Genomic DNA, 16,268 nt, shown 5'->3' with positions numbered 1-16,268 from the left:
GAATATATTGATGCATTTTGCCGAAGAAAGGGGAAGATGGTTGAAAACGATGAGAAAAGGCGATTGGAAACTGATTCAGGAGCTGAACCGGTCGATCATTTTAAATAAAATCCGCCTGGACGGCCCGATCTCCCGGATCGAGCTGGCCAAAGGAAACCGGATTAGCCCCTCCACCGTGGCTGCGGCGGTTCAGGAGCTGATCCGGGAAGGCTATGTGACTGAAATCGGCAGAGGAGAGTCCAGCGGCGGGCGCAAGCCCATTTTGCTGCGATTTGCGCCGGATAACCATTTTTTGTTTGCCGCATCGATCTCAAACACGGTCATCGAGGTTGCCCAATTAAACCTGGAGGCGAATATCCTGCGCAAAGAATCCGCCCCTGTCGGAACGCGGCAGGGAGAAGGCGTCATCGAGCTGATGCTCGGCATGATCGACCGCTTCGTCACCGAAACCGGCAGCCTGGACGCTTGCATCGGCATAGCCGTCACGACACCGGGCGTGGTTAATGTTGAGCAGGGGGTTGTCTACTATAATTCCAAGCTCCGCCTGAATGACGTTCCGGTCAAGCAACTCGTGGAAAGCCGCTATGGGATTAAAACCTGGGTCGAGAACGATACCAACTCGCTCGTGCTTGCGGAACGGCGGTTCGGGAGCTACAGCTCTTTTGCCAATCTGATCTATATTATGGTCGGCAATGGGATTGGGGCGGGTATCCTTGTCAACGACATGATCCTCCGGGGAAAGCTGGGGGGAGCGGGCGAATTCGGCCATACGAGCGTCAACCGGAGCGGAATCCGCTGCGAATGCGGAAACGTCGGCTGCCTGGAGAACTCGGTAAGCTGGCCTGCCGTGCACTCCCGAATGATGGCGGCGATGGCCTCGGGCCGGCAGACGCTTATCCACGATTTGACAGGCGGCGACATCAGCCGGATCGAGCCTGCGGTGTATAAAGAGGCACTGTCCAGAGAGGATCGGCTGGCCATGGACATCACCGAGGAGATCGCCGAGCATCTGGGCGCAGGCATCGTCAACCTGGTGAACCTGTTTAATCCGGGAGCGATCGTGTTAGGCGGGAACGTGGCTCAGGACAATCCTATTCTGCTCCATAAGGTTGAGGAGCATATTTCAAGGTATGCCATGCGTATTTTGAAGGACGATTTGGTTGTTGGGCAGTCTTCGCTTGGCGATGACGGCAAATTAATCGGTGCGGCCGCTGTCGTACTGCAGGATCTGTTTCAGTTTTCGTTAACATAGCCGTTATCCTTCGGTGAGGAGACTGTGGGGAAATGAAAAAGAAACTGGAAAAGGCTTCATACATAAATATGGTTGATGGAAACCGGTTCTAGCAGTACAATAAGGCAGCGGTTCTCGAAGGAATCCCTTAACATCTTTTGCAACCGGCAGAGAAAGGTTTGATATGGTGACGAAGGTAAATGCAATGATGCAGAGGCTGCGTCCTCTCGCCCCATTAGTACTGATGCTCGTTTTTCCCGTTCTGGGGTCGATTTACCAGCTGGTGAACCACCCGAATGACCGCGTGTATTCCCTTGTCACGCAAGCGGATCTGGCTATTCCATTTATAAAATATTTTGCGCTCCCTTACGGCGTATGGATCTTCTATATCTATGCCTGCCTGGTCTACCTTTTCTTTAAGGACCGGAATTTGTATTATCGGGGCATTATACTGTACACGGTATGCGCAATGACATGCTACGGCATTTATCTTGTGTTTCAAACGACGGTGCCAAGGCCGGTCGTGACCGGCAGCGATCCGTTCAGTGAGCTTGTCCGATTTATTTATAAACGGGATCAGCCCTATAACTGTTTTCCGAGTATTCACTGCTTCTCGAGTTACATGGTTATGAGACTCTTTCTGACAAGCAAGTCCCGGAGCCGCGTGATCATGATTCTCGTCAGCACGATGTCGATTCTCATCATCGCTTCGACACAGTTCGTGAAACAGCATGTCCTCTGGGACGCTGTTGCGGCGATTGCGATGGTTGAAATCTACCACTTTGTGATCTATGTCCTGCCCGGGGCACACCGCAGCCGGGAGAAAGTACGGCAGCAGAAGGAACTTCAAGCATAAGGCAGCATGCTCTAACAGAGCCCGGCTGCACCAGATCGGCAGCCTTCCGAGTGAAGGCTGCCGTTGCTGCGTTTCAGGGCTGAAGATGGTGCAAAAACGAAAAAAATGTGCAGGAAACCGAAGTTCATGCTACAATGAACCAAACATCCTATGTTTGGAGGTATTCAAATGAACTTGCAGCGTCCAACGCGTTCAACGCTTGTCGAGCAGGTCGCATCCCAGCTGGAGAAGCTGATTGAAGAAGGGCAGTGGCCCGTTGGGGAACGCATTCCTCCGGAACCGGAGCTGGTGGAGAAGCTGGGCGTCAGCCGAAACACGATCCGTGAGGCGATCCGTGCCCTGATTCATGCGGGACTGCTCCGGACGCGGCAGGGGGACGGGACGTACGTCGTCGCGTCGAGCAGCCTCGGTCCCGTCCTTCAGCGGCGGATGGAGCGCTCCAAGCTGAGCGAGACGCTGGAGGTTCGCGCTGCGCTGGAGCAGGAGGCCGCCCGGCTCGCCGCCCAGCGGAGCACGGCGGATGATATCAAGCAGATCCGGCTTACGCTTGCGGCCTGCAGCGCCGCAGAACAGTCCGGAGATATAGAAGCTTATCTCATCGCCGATTTGGCCTTTCACAAGCAGGTGATCGCCGCTGCGTATAACCGGCTGCTCAGCGAATTGTATGACAGCATTAGCGAATCCGTGACGAGTTCCCTCTCGCTGGGCAGCCTGAGCTGGGATCTGGTGCTTGTGCACGGCCGGCTCAATGAGCGTCTGCTTGAAGCCATCATCCGCCGGGACGCGGCGGAGGCGGGTGAAATTGTCAGGTCTTATATCCAGGCATCCCAAGATGCCTTGCTTGATTTGTCTGAAGGAGGAAATACAGAACATCATGAATAAAACATACGAAATATCTACGCAGCCGGCGGAGAATCCCCAGGTTTCCACAGGGATGAAGGCGCTGCTGCTGGTTCTTGGAATTATCCTGATCGCGACGACGCTGCGGGCGCCGATCACTTCGGTGGGTCCGCTCGTTGAAACGATCCGGCTCGATACGGGAATGTCGCATACCCTTGCGGGGCTGCTGACGACGTTCCCGCTGCTGGCCTTTGCCGTCGTCTCCCCGATTGCTCCGAAGCTGGCCCGGAGATGGGGCATGGAGAAGACGCTGTTTAGCGGAGTGGCCGCTGTAACGCTGGGCATTGCCCTGCGGTTCGTTCCTTCGGTCGCCGCTTTATTTGCCGGCACGATTCTGCTCGGCCTCGGCATCGCGGTCAGCAATGTGCTGCTGCCGAGCCTGATTAAGCGGGATTTTCCGCTGCGGGTGGGTGTCATGACGGGAATCTATTCCGTTTCGATGAATATCTTTGCGGCTATCGCCTCCGGCGTCAGCCTCCCGGTGTCGAATCATCTCGCTTCCGGCTGGCGGGGATCCCTGCTCATCTGGGGAATCCTGTCGTTGATCGCCCTCATCGTCTGGCTGCCGCAGCTCCGGTACCGGCATCGGACCGGCGGGGTGCGGATTTCGTCGAAAAGCAGCATCTGGCGCTCGAAACTGGCGTGGCAGGTCACGATTGTTATGGGTTTGCAATCCTTCGTATTTTACTCGGTCGTGTCCTGGCTGCCTGAAATTTTGACCGATCGGGGCATGAGCGGTTCGACGGCAGGCTGGATGCTGTCGCTGATGCAGTTTTTCAGCGTGCCGGTTACGTTCTTCGTGCCGATTCTGGCGGGACGCTTTCAGAACCAGCGCGGGCTGGTCGTCGGGACGTTCCTCTGCTTTGTTCTGGGCTTTGTGCTGCTGCTTAGCGGATGGAACGCGATCGTTCCGGTCGCGGTCGTATTGGTCGGAATCGGCACCGGTGCGGCCTTCGGCCTCGTAACGATGTTCTTCATGCTCCGCACCCGCCGGACCGAACAGGCTGCGGAATTGTCCGGTATGGCCCAGTCGGTCGGGTACCTGCTGGCCGCTGTCGGACCTCTGCTGATTGGACTTGTCCATGACCTGAGCGGCAGCTGGACGACCGCGACCTCGGTCCTGCTGATCGTGGCGATCGTCTATATGCTGGCCGGATGGGGCGCTGGAAACAACACTTACATTGAAGAATAAAGCACAACCTCCGCCGGAAGGGCGGAGGTTGTTTGCATTTTTCTTGAGACGGCCGTTACAAATAGATGCCGCTGCTGAAGCCCTGAATGTACATGGCATGCTTTCTGCGGGAGCTGCGGCGCATCGTAAGGATGCGGGACTTGCTGCGGCTGCCGGTTGCAGATTTGTGCCGGGAGTACCTGGAGTGTCTGGAGGCTTTTCTCCGCTTCCTCAAGACGACCCTTTCACTCTGTTCCCTTTCGCTCCGGTGGCGGGAGGATGGTTTTCTAGGCGAGTGTTTGCGGGTTTTGCGTTTCATAAGCAGATGCCGGGCTTTTCTGTCCGTGCTTCTTTTGATGGGCGCTGGGAGTACCGGCTCCTTGCTCCATGGCGTTAATCTCAGATTATCCTGATAGAGGACATATCCTGGGGAAAGCGGGTCCCAGCACTTCATGTCACCGGCAAAGTGAACGATTTTTTGCTGAAGGTCCATTTCGGCACCCGGGACGTAAAACCAGTTGAACCGTTGGTCCAGCAGCAGGCAGTTTCCCCCGAATACATGGTTCAGGCAGTCCTGGTCCGGCATCGAGGTGCCGGGAAAGGCGCGGAAAAAGTTCAGCATTTCTTCAAACCACGTCACGTGCTGCCGAATGGCATTGAGGTCAAATAAAAGGACCCCGGAGTTAAAATAGGTTTCGGGGTTTAAACCTTGTACGGCCACAACTTCTGCGATGCCGTGGATGCCTTGGTCGTGGATAGCCCCAAGGTAGCCCCCGTTCAGGTTGATCTCCCACAGCTCGGTGATGTCCATATTGACCATCACGTCGCAGTCGAGATAGATTACCCGTTCAGCAGGTACCACGGCTGGCAGCAGCAGCCGATAAAGACTGCCCCATGTCCATCGGTCGATGGAGCCGGTTCCCGAGAGAACGTCCATCATCTCGACAGGCAGGGTCACAGGATAGAAGTGGATCGGATGCTTGAAATCCGCCGCCAGCTGGGCGAGCTTGTTCCTGTTTTCTTCCAGGAGCGAATCGTCATGGAGGATGTGAACCTGAAGCTCGGAGGAAGTATTACGGAACACCGAAGCCAACGCGGCGGCAGCGTGCTCGGAATAGCTTCCGTCCTTATCCGTAAAAGCTAAAGCCAATTCAATCATTTGCAGGGACACCTCTCTTTAGAATTGGTTTTCCGTTACATACCTGCATCACGAGAAGGCAGGCGGATGAAGCATGGGCTTACGGCGCAGGGTCACCGGAACCGGAATCCGGTGATTGCGGGTCCTCTTTTAACAGCTCGCTCATTTCTTCCTGCAGGTGCTGCTTCAGCTGCGCTCTTTGCTTCGTCAGTGCCAAAATGGCCTTCACATAACCCAGCGGATCACCGACGTCATGCCAGCGGCCTTTAATCTCGCAGGTATAAATCGCTTCTTTGACAAGTAATTGATTCAATGCGTCCGTCAGCTGGATTTCGCCGCCAACTCCCGGGGATTGGTTTTCCAGGATATCGAAAATGGATGCAGTCAAAATGTAACGGCCTACCATGGCCAGCCTCGAAGGAGAGGCATCGACCGCGGGTTTTTCCACCAACCGGTTCACATACGCAAACGAATCGACCAGCGGTTTGGCGTCGACGATGCCGTAGCTCGATACCTTGTCAGCCGCCACGCTCTGCACGCCTACGATGGACGTCTGCAGCCGGTCATACCCATCCATAAGCTGTTTTAGCGACGGCGGATCAGCGTCAAAAAACGTGTCGCCAAGCAGGACGGCAAAGGGCTCGTTTCCGATAAACTTTCGCCCTACCCCGATGGCGTGCCCCAGACCTTTACGCTCTGATTGGCGGATATAGTGGATGTCGACAATGCCGGTAAATTCCCGGATTTTGCGGAGTTCCTCGAACTTGCCTTTTTGCTCCAAATAATATTCGAGCTCCAGCGCCGAGTCGAAGTGATCCTCGATCACCTTTTTGCCTTTGCCGGTCACGATCAAAATTTCCTCAATCCCGGAAGCCGCGGCTTCTTCGATAATAAACTGGATGGTGGGCTTATCGATAATCGGCAGCATCTCTTTGGGCATTGCTTTGGTGGCGGGAAGAAACCGCGTTCCGTAACCGGCTGCCGGAATGATCGCTTTACGAATCTTCAAGCGGTCCTCCTCCTTTGCTGATAGCAATTTCGCATACTGTCATCTTATGCCGGAGAGAGCTGCGGATCGTGGACATTTATCCAGTGCGGCAAAATTAATGGACGGCCGGTTTTTTGCAGGCAGAAGTAAGACTCCAAAAAAAATTTATCCGTTCCGGGACACGGTTTTTTCGCTGCTCTGCCAGGTTGGGAAAAGCCCAATCTTTTTTTTCTGTGGTATATTTTAATGGATGGGTCGGAAGCGGGTAATGATGAAATATCAATTCAATTGAAACCAAAGGAGGGAATGGAACTCTTGAAAAGCTTCGAACTGCTCACCAATTATTTGAAGAAAAACGCGCTTCTCTACCTGACCGCCGTCATCCTGATCATCCTGTCCAACGTGGATCAGGCGCTGCTGCCGCAGATTCTCGGTAAGGTGACGGATGGACTGAAGGAACGTTCGATCGGTCGCGAGGACATCATCCGCTACAGCCTGATCCTGCTGGGGATCGCCGTGTCCTATGGCGTGCTGTTCGGCTTAGGGCAGTTTACCATTATGCGTCTCGGCCGGCGGTTCGAGTTTTTGACAAGGGGCCAGATCTTTGCCCAGTTTTCCCGCCTCAGTGAAGACTTTTTTTCCAAACAGGGGACCGGCAAGCTGCTCAGCTATGTCATGAACGACGTGACTTCGGTTCGGGAAGCGATTTCATTCGGAGTCACGCAGACGACCAACGCCGTGTTCATGGTCATCTCCTGTGTTGTCATGATGCTGGTTACAGGTATACCGGTAACTCTGATTCTGGTCAGCGTGTGCCCGCTGGTCGCCATTCCGTTTCTGGTCATTTATTTCGGTCCCCGTATCCGGAACCGGTCGATGGATGTGCAGGAAGGGTTGGCCACGATGACGGAATCCGCCGATGAGCAAATCGGGGGCATCCGCGTCACGAAGACGTTCGCCATCGAGGAGACGGCGCAACGCCGGTTTGACGAGACGGTCGACGGGGTGCGCGGCGCGCAGCTGCATCTGGTGAGGATGTCATCCTTGTTCCAGGCGCTGCTTCCGTTCTTGGGAGCGTTATCCCTGGTCGTCTCGCTGTTGGTCGGCGGATATATGACGATTCAGGGCCGGATGACCCTTGGAAGCTTCGTTGCGCTGACCTTCTACCTCCGGATGCTGACGGGACCGCTGCAGCAGATCGGCAACGTGATTAACATGATGCAGCGCTCGGGAGCCTCCCTGGAACGCGTCAACCGGCTGCTGGCCCGGGTGCCGAGCGTGAGGGACAAGGACGACGCTTCGGACCTTGCCCGCATCGGGGATATCGCCGTGGACAACTTGACGTTCTCTTATCCGGGGACGTCGGAACAAGCGCTTAAGGACGTCAGCTTCACCATTCCGGAAGGCCGCACCGTCGGGCTCATCGGCCGCACCGGCAGCGGGAAATCGACGCTGGCAAAGCTGCTTCTGCGCATTTATGAGCCTCCGGCCGGCAGCATTAAGGTGAACGGCCAGGATATTACCCGTGTGACCCTGGAGTCGCTGCGCCGCAAAATCGGCTATGTGCCGCAGGACGGGTTTTTGTTCAGCACGGATATCGCCGACAATATCGCCTTCAGCGACCGCTCCGCCAGCATCGAGCAAATCCGCGAGGCAGCGGCCCAGGCTTTGCTGCTGGAAAGCGTCAACTCCTTTGAAGCGGGATTTGAGACCCGGCTCGGCGAGCGGGGCCTTACGCTGTCCGGCGGTCAAAGGCAGCGCGCGAGCCTGGCGAGAGGGCTGATGAAAAAGCCCGAGCTCTTGATTCTCGACGACAGTATGAGCGCCGTCGACGCGATGACGGAATCGGGCATCCTCGGCAATTTGATCCGGGAGCGAAGCGGCAAATCGACGCTCATTATCGCGCACCGGATCAGCAGCGTCCAGCATGCCGATGAAATCATCGTGCTGGATCAAGGCCGCATTGTCCAGCGGGGCAGCCATGAGGAATTGATGGCCTGTCCGGACGGGCCATATGCATCTTTATACCGGATCCAACAGGAGGGACTGCAGCATGCCTAATTCTTCAGCCGCTGCCCTCAAGGCAACGCAAGCAAAGGATGCAGCGGACAAGAAAAAATCATTTGAAGCCTTCAGGGCGATACTGGCTTACGGCAAACCGCACAAGTGGGCTTTTGCCGGCGTGTTTGTCTGCGCGGTCCTCGGCATTTCCGCCGATCTGCTGCAGCCGTATCTGGTCAAGATCGTGATCGACGATCATTTGGCTGTCGGCGGCAGGGACATGGGCTATATCGCTACGATCGCCGGCATTTATCTCGGCATTTCGATCGTCAGCTTCTTATTCACGTATTTGCAGAATAACCTGCTGCAGTACGCGGGTCAAAGCATCGTGGCACGGATCCGGAAGGATTTGTTCCAGCATATTTCCAAGCTGTCGATGTCCTATTTCGACCGCGTGCACCGCGGCAGTCTGGTGACCAATGTCTCCAGCGACACGGAGACGATCAGCCAGTTTTTCACGCAGGTGCTGCTCAGCTTGATCCGCGACGGCATGACGCTCGTACTGATCATTGTCTTTATGTTTCAGCTCGATACGACGCTGGCCTGGTATTCAATGATCGTCCTGCCCGTCATCGGCCTCGTGGCCTTCCTGTTCCGCCGATATCTACGCCAGGCGTACCAGGTAACCCGGAGCCGCTTGTCGCGGTTAATCGGATTCATTGCGGAGAATTTGTCCGGGATGGGGCTGATTCAGGCGTTCCGCCAGGAAGAGGAGCAGACCCGGCGTTTTAACGAAAATAACCAGAGCTACTGGGAAGCGAACATGAGGGAGGTCCGCGCCAACGTGCTGTTTAACCGGACCTTCGACATTCTGGGCAACGTCGCCCTCGTCACGGTTGTCTGGCTGGGCGGACTGGCGGTATTCCATGAGCATATGGCCGTCGGCGTTCTGTACGCGTTTACGAGCTACATCCGGCAGTTTTTCCAGCCGATCAACCAGATCACGATGCAGTGGAACACGTTCCAGTCGACGACCGTATCGATGGACCGGATCTGGAAAATATTCAGTACCGAGCCGGAAGTGAAGGACCCGGAGCCTGACAAAACGTGCCGGCTGCGCTTGTCCGAAGCCCGCGGCCGGGTCGACTTCAACCACATTTCTTTCGGCTATTCGGAATCCAAGCCGGTCATTCCCCATCTCGACCTTCATTTGAAGCCCGGGGAGATGGTCGGCATCGTCGGCACGACGGGAGCGGGGAAGAGCACGATGATCAGCCCCTTGAACCGGTTCTATGACGTTAATTCCGGCAGCATCAAAATCGACGGGGCGGATATCCGCGATATTCCGCAGCAGCAGCTCCACCGTCTCGTCGGACTGATCCAGCAGGAGCCCTATCTGTTCGCGGGAACCGTTCTCGATAACGTCCGGCTGTTTCAGGAGGACATCTCCCGTGAAAAGGTGATGGATGCCTGCCGGTTCGTCGGCGCGCACGACATGATCATGCGGATGTCCGGCGGATACGACACGCTCCTATCGGAGCGGGGCAGCGGCCTGTCAGCCGGGGAGCGGCAGCTGATCTCCTTCGCGCGGATCATGGTCTTTGAGCCGCGGATCCTCATCCTGGATGAGGCGACCGCCAACCTGGATTCGCATACGGAGCAGCTGGTGCAAAGCGCGCTGGCGAACGTGTCTACAGGGCGGACGACGCTGGTGATCGCCCACCGGCTGTCCACGGTCATGCACGCCGACCGCATTCTGGTCATGAAAGACGGCCGGGCGATTGAGGAAGGCACCCATGACGAACTGCTGGCCATGCACGGATACTATGAACAGCTGTACAATCATGCAAGACAGGCGGCCGATGAAGAGTAGCCCGGGATGCAGGGGCCGATTGGAGGCCGGCTGAGCCGGATGTATAGAAATAGAAACGGGGAGAGAGCGATGCTCTTTCCCCGTTTTATTTGCTAACAGGAAAACGAGGCCGCCAGCGTAACAGGATCGGATCATAGCTGTAGCTGCGGCGCTCCCCTGGGCGCAGGCTCTGACGCGTAAAATACTCCCTCAACCGACGAGTTTTTAGAGGCAAAACGGATTCAACTGCGACTTTTTAACCATTTACTTAAGACCTAGTGATCTTCTAAGATAGTGAATAAACCTAACATGAACCTCTGTGATAAAGCCAATTGGTTTATTAGCAAGCGTTTTCAATGTTATATAATATTACATAACCATTTCATAAACCGACGTAGGAGGGATCATATGCAGCATTGGTTCGGAACATCCTTGAAGCATAAGCTGTCTCTGCTCACCATTCTGGCCGCGCTGGTTCCGCTGCTGTTCCTCGGCATTTTCTCCTACAAAATGGCCGAGAGCCTGACCGAGGAAAAGGCCAAAACCTCCGGGATGAACAATCTCAGGCAGCTGGATGTCTACCTGGAGACGATGGTCAAGGACGTTGAGAACATTTCGCTTTTTCTGATCGGCAACGAAGGCGTGCAGTCCTATTTAAAAAGCTCGGAAAGCAATTACGTGCAGCAGACCGCCGTCATCAACTTTCTGACAAGCCTCGCCTTTTCCAAAGATTATATCGCGAACATCATCGTCGAGCCGCTTGGGGCCAAGGACTCGATCTCCTACAAGTCGCTGGTGCGGTCGGAGTTCCAAGATGTAACGGAGAGGGATCCTGATTATTATGCCGAGCATCCCAAGTGGTGGTCTTCGGTCCACCGGCAGTGGACCTTTGAAGGGGTGAGGAAGATGATCACGCTGGCAAGACCGATCCGCAGCACCGATAAATACAAGCCGATCGGAAACCTGCAGATCAATCTGGATCAGGGGGTCATCGCCAGCCAGGTCCGGCAGGTGGCATTGGAAAAAACGGGCTTCGTGCTGCTGCTGGACGAGAACAACCGGATTCTCGCAGGCCCCCCGGATATGGAAACGAATCTTGCGCTGGACGCTTATTATCCTTCGATCGGCCCTTTTGAGGGACAGAGCGGGGATTTGGTCTACGGGCAGGGGAGCGGCAAGAAGACGATTTTGTATAAAAAGATGTCCAGCGTGGGCTGGAAGCTTGTCGGGATCATACCGGCTGCGGAATACAGCTCGCAAAACCAGTATTTTCTAAGGCTTACGGCTGTCGCTGTCACCGCTGCGATCCTGTTTGTCATCATTCTGGTTCTTTTTCTGATTCAAAAAATTACTAACCCGCTCTCCGCGCTCACCAAATTCCTTAGAAACGCCAGGCCGGAAGAACCTCTGCCTGCACTGCCGGTCAAAACGATAGACGAGGTAGGTCAGCTGATCATCAGCTATAACCGGCTTACTTCGCGGATTGTGAAGCTCACCGATGAGGTCAAGCGCAATGAATCACTAAAGAAGGAAGCCGATATGCATGCGCTGCAGGTGCAGATTAACCCGCATTTTTTGTATAACACCCTCTCCTCGGTGCAATGGCTGGCGCTGATGAATCAGGACGGTGCCAAGATCGCCGAGATGGTCGGCTCGCTGAGTGATTTTCTGCGGTTCAGCTTAAATGCCGGCCAGGAATACTGCACGGTGCTGCAGGAGATCACGCATGTCCGCCATTACATGAATATCCAGTCGATCCGGTATCCCGACAAATTCGATTTTCGGGTTGATGCGGCTGAGAGTTTGCACCATCTAACGATGCTTAAGCTGCTGCTTCAGCCGCTGGTGGAGAATGCGATCCTTCACGGCCTGCTCGGCCGAGACGGGCGGGGCATGATCCGGATCGCGGTGGAGCGCAGCGGGGGGTTCCTCGATTTCGCCGTTGAGGACGACGGGATCGGAATGCCCGAAGAGAGGCTTCAGTGGCTCCGGAACCGGCTGGCGGAGCATCCGGCGGCCTACGGGCAGGAGCCTGACGCCCGCGGGAGCTACGGGCTGCGCAACGTCAACAAGCGGCTGGCGCTGCATTACGGCAGGGATGCCGGACTTCAGGTAGAGAGTGCGGAAGGAGCGGGCACGCGGATTACATTCAGGATCCCGATCGTGCAGGAGGCAAAGGAGTGGACTCGGGAACAATCAAGCAAAGGGGAGAACGAAGATGAAGGTTATGATCGTTGATGACGAAGTGATTATCCGAAACGGGCTAAGCACGGTGGTCAATTGGGAGGAGAACGGTTTTACGGTGCTGGAGCCGGCCGCTTCCGCCGAAGAAGCGCTGCAGCGGATTCCGGATGAGCAGCCCGAAATTATATTTACTGATATCCGGATGACGGGGCTCAGCGGTATCGATATGGCCCGGGAGGTGAAAAAGCAGTTCCCGGATACCGAAATCATCATCATTTCCGGATTCGACGAGTTTGCCTATGCCCAGCAGGCGATGCGCGAAGGAGTCAGCGACTATTTGCTGAAGACGAGCAGACCGGGGGAAATCATCCAGTCCGCGGCCAAGGCCAGGGAGCGTCTGGAGGCTCGCCGGCGGAACGAGGAGGGCGGCAGGGTCCAGCAGACGATCGTGAACCGCGGGTTCTTGAGGAGACTGTTGGCTTCGGGATCCGCATCCGATGCCCGAACCGAAGCCGAGTTTTGGGACCGGTTCCCCGACCTTCGGCCCGATGCTGACGGGTTCACGGTGCTCCGGATTTGGCTGCTGTCGGTCCATTCCTCCGGCTCGGGGGAGAGGGGCGGCCGCCCGGACGGCGATGTATACCGCATCCTCGTCAGCCGGCTGGCCGAACGATTGCCATGCGCATGGCTCGAATGGAACGGTGCACTGCTTCTTCTGGTAAAAAGCCGGGGCGAGGACGACTGGAGCCGCATGAGGCCGGTGTTGGGCCATGTGGAGGCTGAGCTGGGCTGCCGGGTCACGGCTGCCGTCGGGCTGCCGTTCACCCAGCTTCAGGATCTGCCCGGCGCCTTAGCTGCCGCAGCGGAGGCCGGCTCCTATGCATGGCTGCTGCGTGCAGAACGGCGCATCCGGTATGAAGAGGTAGCCTCCCGCCGGGGCATCCGGACGGTATGCACGGTGGAGGAAGAATCCGAGCTGTTTGCCCTGCTCCGGGCGGGCGACACGTTCCGCCTGCGGTCCTGGATTACAGATTTGCTTGAACGGATCATACTGGACCCCGAGGCTACACCAGGATCGATGCAGGCTTACCTCCATTCCATTCTTGTCTCGGCCCGTCGGTGGCTGGAGCGGGCCGCCGCTTCGATCGGTTACTCCAGTCCGCTTCCTTCCGGGACTCCATTCGATATCTACGAGCTGGCCAAGTGGCCAGAACGAATCATGGTTCATGAATTGAAACAGATCATGCAGCAGTACAGCGGGATGGTATCGGCGTCCAGTCCGGTAGAACGGGCCATTGCGTACATTCACGACCACTTGGACCAAAGCCTGTCGCTGCAGCAGGTGGCGAAGCACGTCCATATGAACCCGAACTATTTCAGCGAGCTGTTCAAGCGGGAGACCGGCCGCAACTATCTCGAATACGTCACGCAGGCGAAACTTCGCAAGGCGATGAGGCTCCTGCGGGAAACGCCGGCCAAAATCAGCGAGGTCGCCGGCGAGATCGGTTACGAAGACCTGAAGTATTTTAATCGCCTGTTCAAGAAATTCACCGGTCTGACCCCTTCGGAATATAGGGCAAGTGCTGAAGTTTGTCCCTCCCTTGACTGAATTCTATCCCCTGTGGGAGACGTTCATCCTCTTTTATACTTGGGCTAATCATCGCAAGGCTGATTGAACTTCAGATTTATATCAGAGGGGGATGACCATGAAAACTACACGTAAATTAGGCATTGTTCTGCTGCTTATGACGATGCTCCTTGCCGCCTGCGGCAGCGGGGAGAGCGGAAAGCAGGCAGAGGGAAGCGCGGACGGTCAGGAGAAAGTGAAACTGACGATCTGGCACAATTTTGCAGGGGATGATTTGCGGGCCAAATCGGTCCGGAGCTTCATCGAGCAGTTTGCCAAAGACCATCCGGAGGTAGAACTCGACGCCCAGGCCATCCCGCCTGACGGTTACCGCCAGCGACTGAGCACGGTTGCCGCGGCGAATGAAATGCCGGACGTATTTTTCGTCTATGCGGGCAGCCAGTCCTCCGAGCTGTATCAGGCCAAGCTGCTTCAGCCGATTACGGAGGTGCTTGACGCGCATTCGGATTGGAAGGACAAGTTCCTGCCAGGCGCTTTTGAACCGTATGAGTTCGAGCAAGGTCAGATCTACTCGGCTCCGCTGGGCATGTCGGCCACCTCAATCCTGTACTATAACAAGGCCTTGTTCGAAAAAAACAACGTGAAAGTCCCGACCACGTGGGATGAGATGATGACGGCCGTCAGCGCATTCAATGCCAAAGGCATCACCCCGATTGCGCTGGGCAACAAAGCCCCGTGGGTAGCGCAGTCCACTATTCTCGGTTCGCTCGCCGACCGGGTAACGGGAACGGAATGGTTCAAGAACGCCGCTGCGCAGAAAGGGGCCAAATTCACTGATCCGGAATTCATCCAGGCGCTAGGTCATTTTAAGGAGCTGGTGGATCACAAGGCGTTCCAGGACGGCGCCAACAGCATCGACAATACGCAGGCTGAGCAGTATTTCATACAGGGCAACGCGGCGATGATGATCAGCGGCGCATGGACGCTCACGAACCTGGCGGCATCCTCTACGGAAGACCAGATGAAGGATATCGAAGTGACGGTGCTGCCGCCAATCCCCGGAGGGAAAGGGAAGGCAGGCACGATTTCCGGCGGTGCCGGCGGCGGACTTGCGCTCAGCAGCCGGACGGAAGGCAAAGCAAGGGAATTGGCGCTGGAGCTGATTTATGCGGTCAGCGGGCCGGATGCCCAGAAAGCGATCGCCGAGAGCAACTCCATGGTGATGTACGACACCGATATCGACAAGTCTAAGGTAACTTCCCTCTACTATAAAGCCTTCAACCTCGTCAAATCGACCGAAGTCACGCCGGTCTATGATGCTTATTTGTCGGCGGAAGCGGCCGAGGTCATTAATAACGGCCTCCAGGAAATCATGATGGGCGGCTCCGTAGAAGGCGTCGCACAGAAGCTGCAGGACGCGCAGGCCCGGTCGGCCGCGCCTTAATGACGGACATGAGAAAGGGAGGAAGCTGCCATGCCAACAGCGATGCGAAGTAAAGGATTCATAGCGCTAGCTCTTCTTCCGGCGCTTCTGCTGTTTTTGATCTTCGTCATTATTCCGGTGTTCTGGTCGGCGTATTACGGGTTTTTCAGCTGGAAAGGCTTTGGCGACGCCAAATTCATCGGGCTGGACAATTATAAGGAGATGTTCCGGGATCCGATTTTCTGGCGGGCGCTGCGCAACAATCTGATTTTGGTCGTATCGTCGATCGTCGGCCAGGTTCCGGTTGCGCTCGTTTTGGCCATCGTATTGTTCAAGAACTCGCTGTTCTCCCGGTTTGTCCGTTCGGCCGTTTTTATGCCGATGGTGCTGTCGACCGTCGTGGTCGGCCTCATCTGGGGATACATTTATCACCCGCAGTTCGGGGTTGCGAACCATGTGCTGGATCTGCTCGGCCTCCACTCCTGGACCCGGGCCTGGTTGTCCGACCCGAAGGTCAACATGCTGGCTATATCCATTCCGATCAACTGGGCGAACATCGGCCCTTACCTGGTCATTTTTGTCGCGGCGCTGCAAAATATTTCACCCGAAATCCACGACGCGGCCAAAATCGACGGCTCCGCCGGCTGGAACAAGCTGATTCACGTCACTCTCCCCATCATTTGGGGGACGGTGGTCGTCACGATCATACTTTGCATCTCCGGAAGCCTGAAAGCCTTCGACCATGTCATCGTCATGACGGGCGGGGGGCCGGCGCGGTCAACTGAGCTGCTGGCGACGTACATGTACAACAGCACGTTCAGCGTTTACCGGTACGGTTACGGCTCGGCCGTATCCACCATGATCATGATCGTCAGCGCGGTGCTGATCGCCTTGAACTATTTGGCGACGCGCCGCAAAAGCAGCTGAGGGGAGGAG

General features: G+C 56.1%; 12 protein-coding genes. 10 read left to right on the top strand and 2 right to left on the bottom strand.

The annotated features are described in order from the left end of the window. Window positions 1–49: 49 nt before the first annotated feature. From MKY74_RS29125 to MKY74_RS29110, 4 genes are all read left to right on the top strand, one after another. On the top strand, window positions 50–1,252 hold the full coding sequence (locus MKY74_RS29125) for an ROK family transcriptional regulator (RefSeq protein WP_076174478.1): 1,203 nt from the start codon (window positions 50–52) through the stop codon (window positions 1,250–1,252). Window positions 1,253–1,415: 163 nt separating this feature from the next. Then, window positions 1,416–2,087 (top strand): phosphatase PAP2 family protein, encoded by a 672-nt coding sequence (locus tag MKY74_RS29120; protein WP_084204113.1) that lies wholly within the window; start codon window positions 1,416–1,418, stop codon window positions 2,085–2,087. Between the two features lie 168 nt (window positions 2,088–2,255). Then, the gene (locus MKY74_RS29115; RefSeq protein WP_076174266.1) at window positions 2,256–2,969 is read left to right on the top strand and encodes a FadR/GntR family transcriptional regulator; all 714 of its coding nucleotides are present in this window, start codon (window positions 2,256–2,258) and stop codon (window positions 2,967–2,969) included. Continuing rightward, on the top strand, window positions 2,962–4,179 hold the full coding sequence (locus MKY74_RS29110) for a CynX/NimT family MFS transporter (RefSeq protein ID WP_076174268.1): 1,218 nt from the start codon (window positions 2,962–2,964) through the stop codon (window positions 4,177–4,179). Before MKY74_RS29115 ends, MKY74_RS29110 begins: the two co-directional genes overlap by 8 nt. 55 nt (window positions 4,180–4,234) lie before the next feature. On the opposite strand, the gene MKY74_RS29105 is transcribed toward MKY74_RS29110, so the two are convergent. After that, on the bottom strand, window positions 4,235–5,317 hold the full coding sequence (locus tag MKY74_RS29105; protein WP_076174270.1) for a glycosyltransferase family 8 protein: 1,083 nt from the start codon (window positions 5,315–5,317) through the stop codon (window positions 4,235–4,237). A 79-nt stretch (window positions 5,318–5,396) separates the two neighbouring features. Next, a complete protein-coding gene (gene galU / locus MKY74_RS29100; protein WP_076174272.1) occupies window positions 5,397–6,305 on the bottom strand; it encodes a UTP--glucose-1-phosphate uridylyltransferase GalU in 909 nt (302 codons plus the stop codon). A 294-nt stretch (window positions 6,306–6,599) separates the two neighbouring features. On the opposite strand from galU, the gene MKY74_RS29095 reads away from it, so the two are divergent. From MKY74_RS29095 to MKY74_RS29070, 6 genes are all read left to right on the top strand, one after another. Beyond that, window positions 6,600–8,345, top strand: coding sequence for an ABC transporter ATP-binding protein (locus tag MKY74_RS29095; RefSeq protein WP_076174274.1), 1,746 nt, complete (start codon window positions 6,600–6,602; stop codon window positions 8,343–8,345). After that, window positions 8,338–10,158 (top strand): ABC transporter ATP-binding protein, encoded by a 1,821-nt coding sequence (locus MKY74_RS29090; RefSeq protein WP_076174276.1) that lies wholly within the window; start codon window positions 8,338–8,340, stop codon window positions 10,156–10,158. Before MKY74_RS29095 ends, MKY74_RS29090 begins: the two co-directional genes overlap by 8 nt. Before the next feature lie 387 nt (window positions 10,159–10,545). After that, window positions 10,546–12,375 (top strand): sensor histidine kinase, encoded by a 1,830-nt coding sequence (locus MKY74_RS29085; protein ID WP_076174278.1) that lies wholly within the window; start codon window positions 10,546–10,548, stop codon window positions 12,373–12,375. Beyond that, entirely contained in the window at window positions 12,356–13,930 is a 1,575-nt protein-coding gene (locus MKY74_RS29080; RefSeq protein ID WP_076174281.1) for a response regulator transcription factor, read from the top strand. Before MKY74_RS29085 ends, MKY74_RS29080 begins: the two co-directional genes overlap by 20 nt. 97 nt (window positions 13,931–14,027) lie before the next feature. Beyond that, window positions 14,028–15,353: an extracellular solute-binding protein gene (locus tag MKY74_RS29075; RefSeq protein WP_076174284.1), complete on the top strand. Its 1,326-nt coding sequence runs from the start codon at window positions 14,028–14,030 to the stop codon at window positions 15,351–15,353. 30 nt (window positions 15,354–15,383) lie between these two features. Then, on the top strand, window positions 15,384–16,259 hold the full coding sequence (locus MKY74_RS29070; protein WP_076174286.1) for a carbohydrate ABC transporter permease: 876 nt from the start codon (window positions 15,384–15,386) through the stop codon (window positions 16,257–16,259). The last annotated feature ends 9 nt before the right edge of the window (window positions 16,260–16,268 follow it).

This window comes from Paenibacillus sp. FSL R5-0378 (assembly GCF_038009285.1).
GTDB lineage: Bacteria > Bacillota > Bacilli > Paenibacillales > Paenibacillaceae > Paenibacillus_AQ > Paenibacillus_AQ favisporus.
This window is presented reverse-complemented; position numbering and strand designations above follow the sequence as displayed.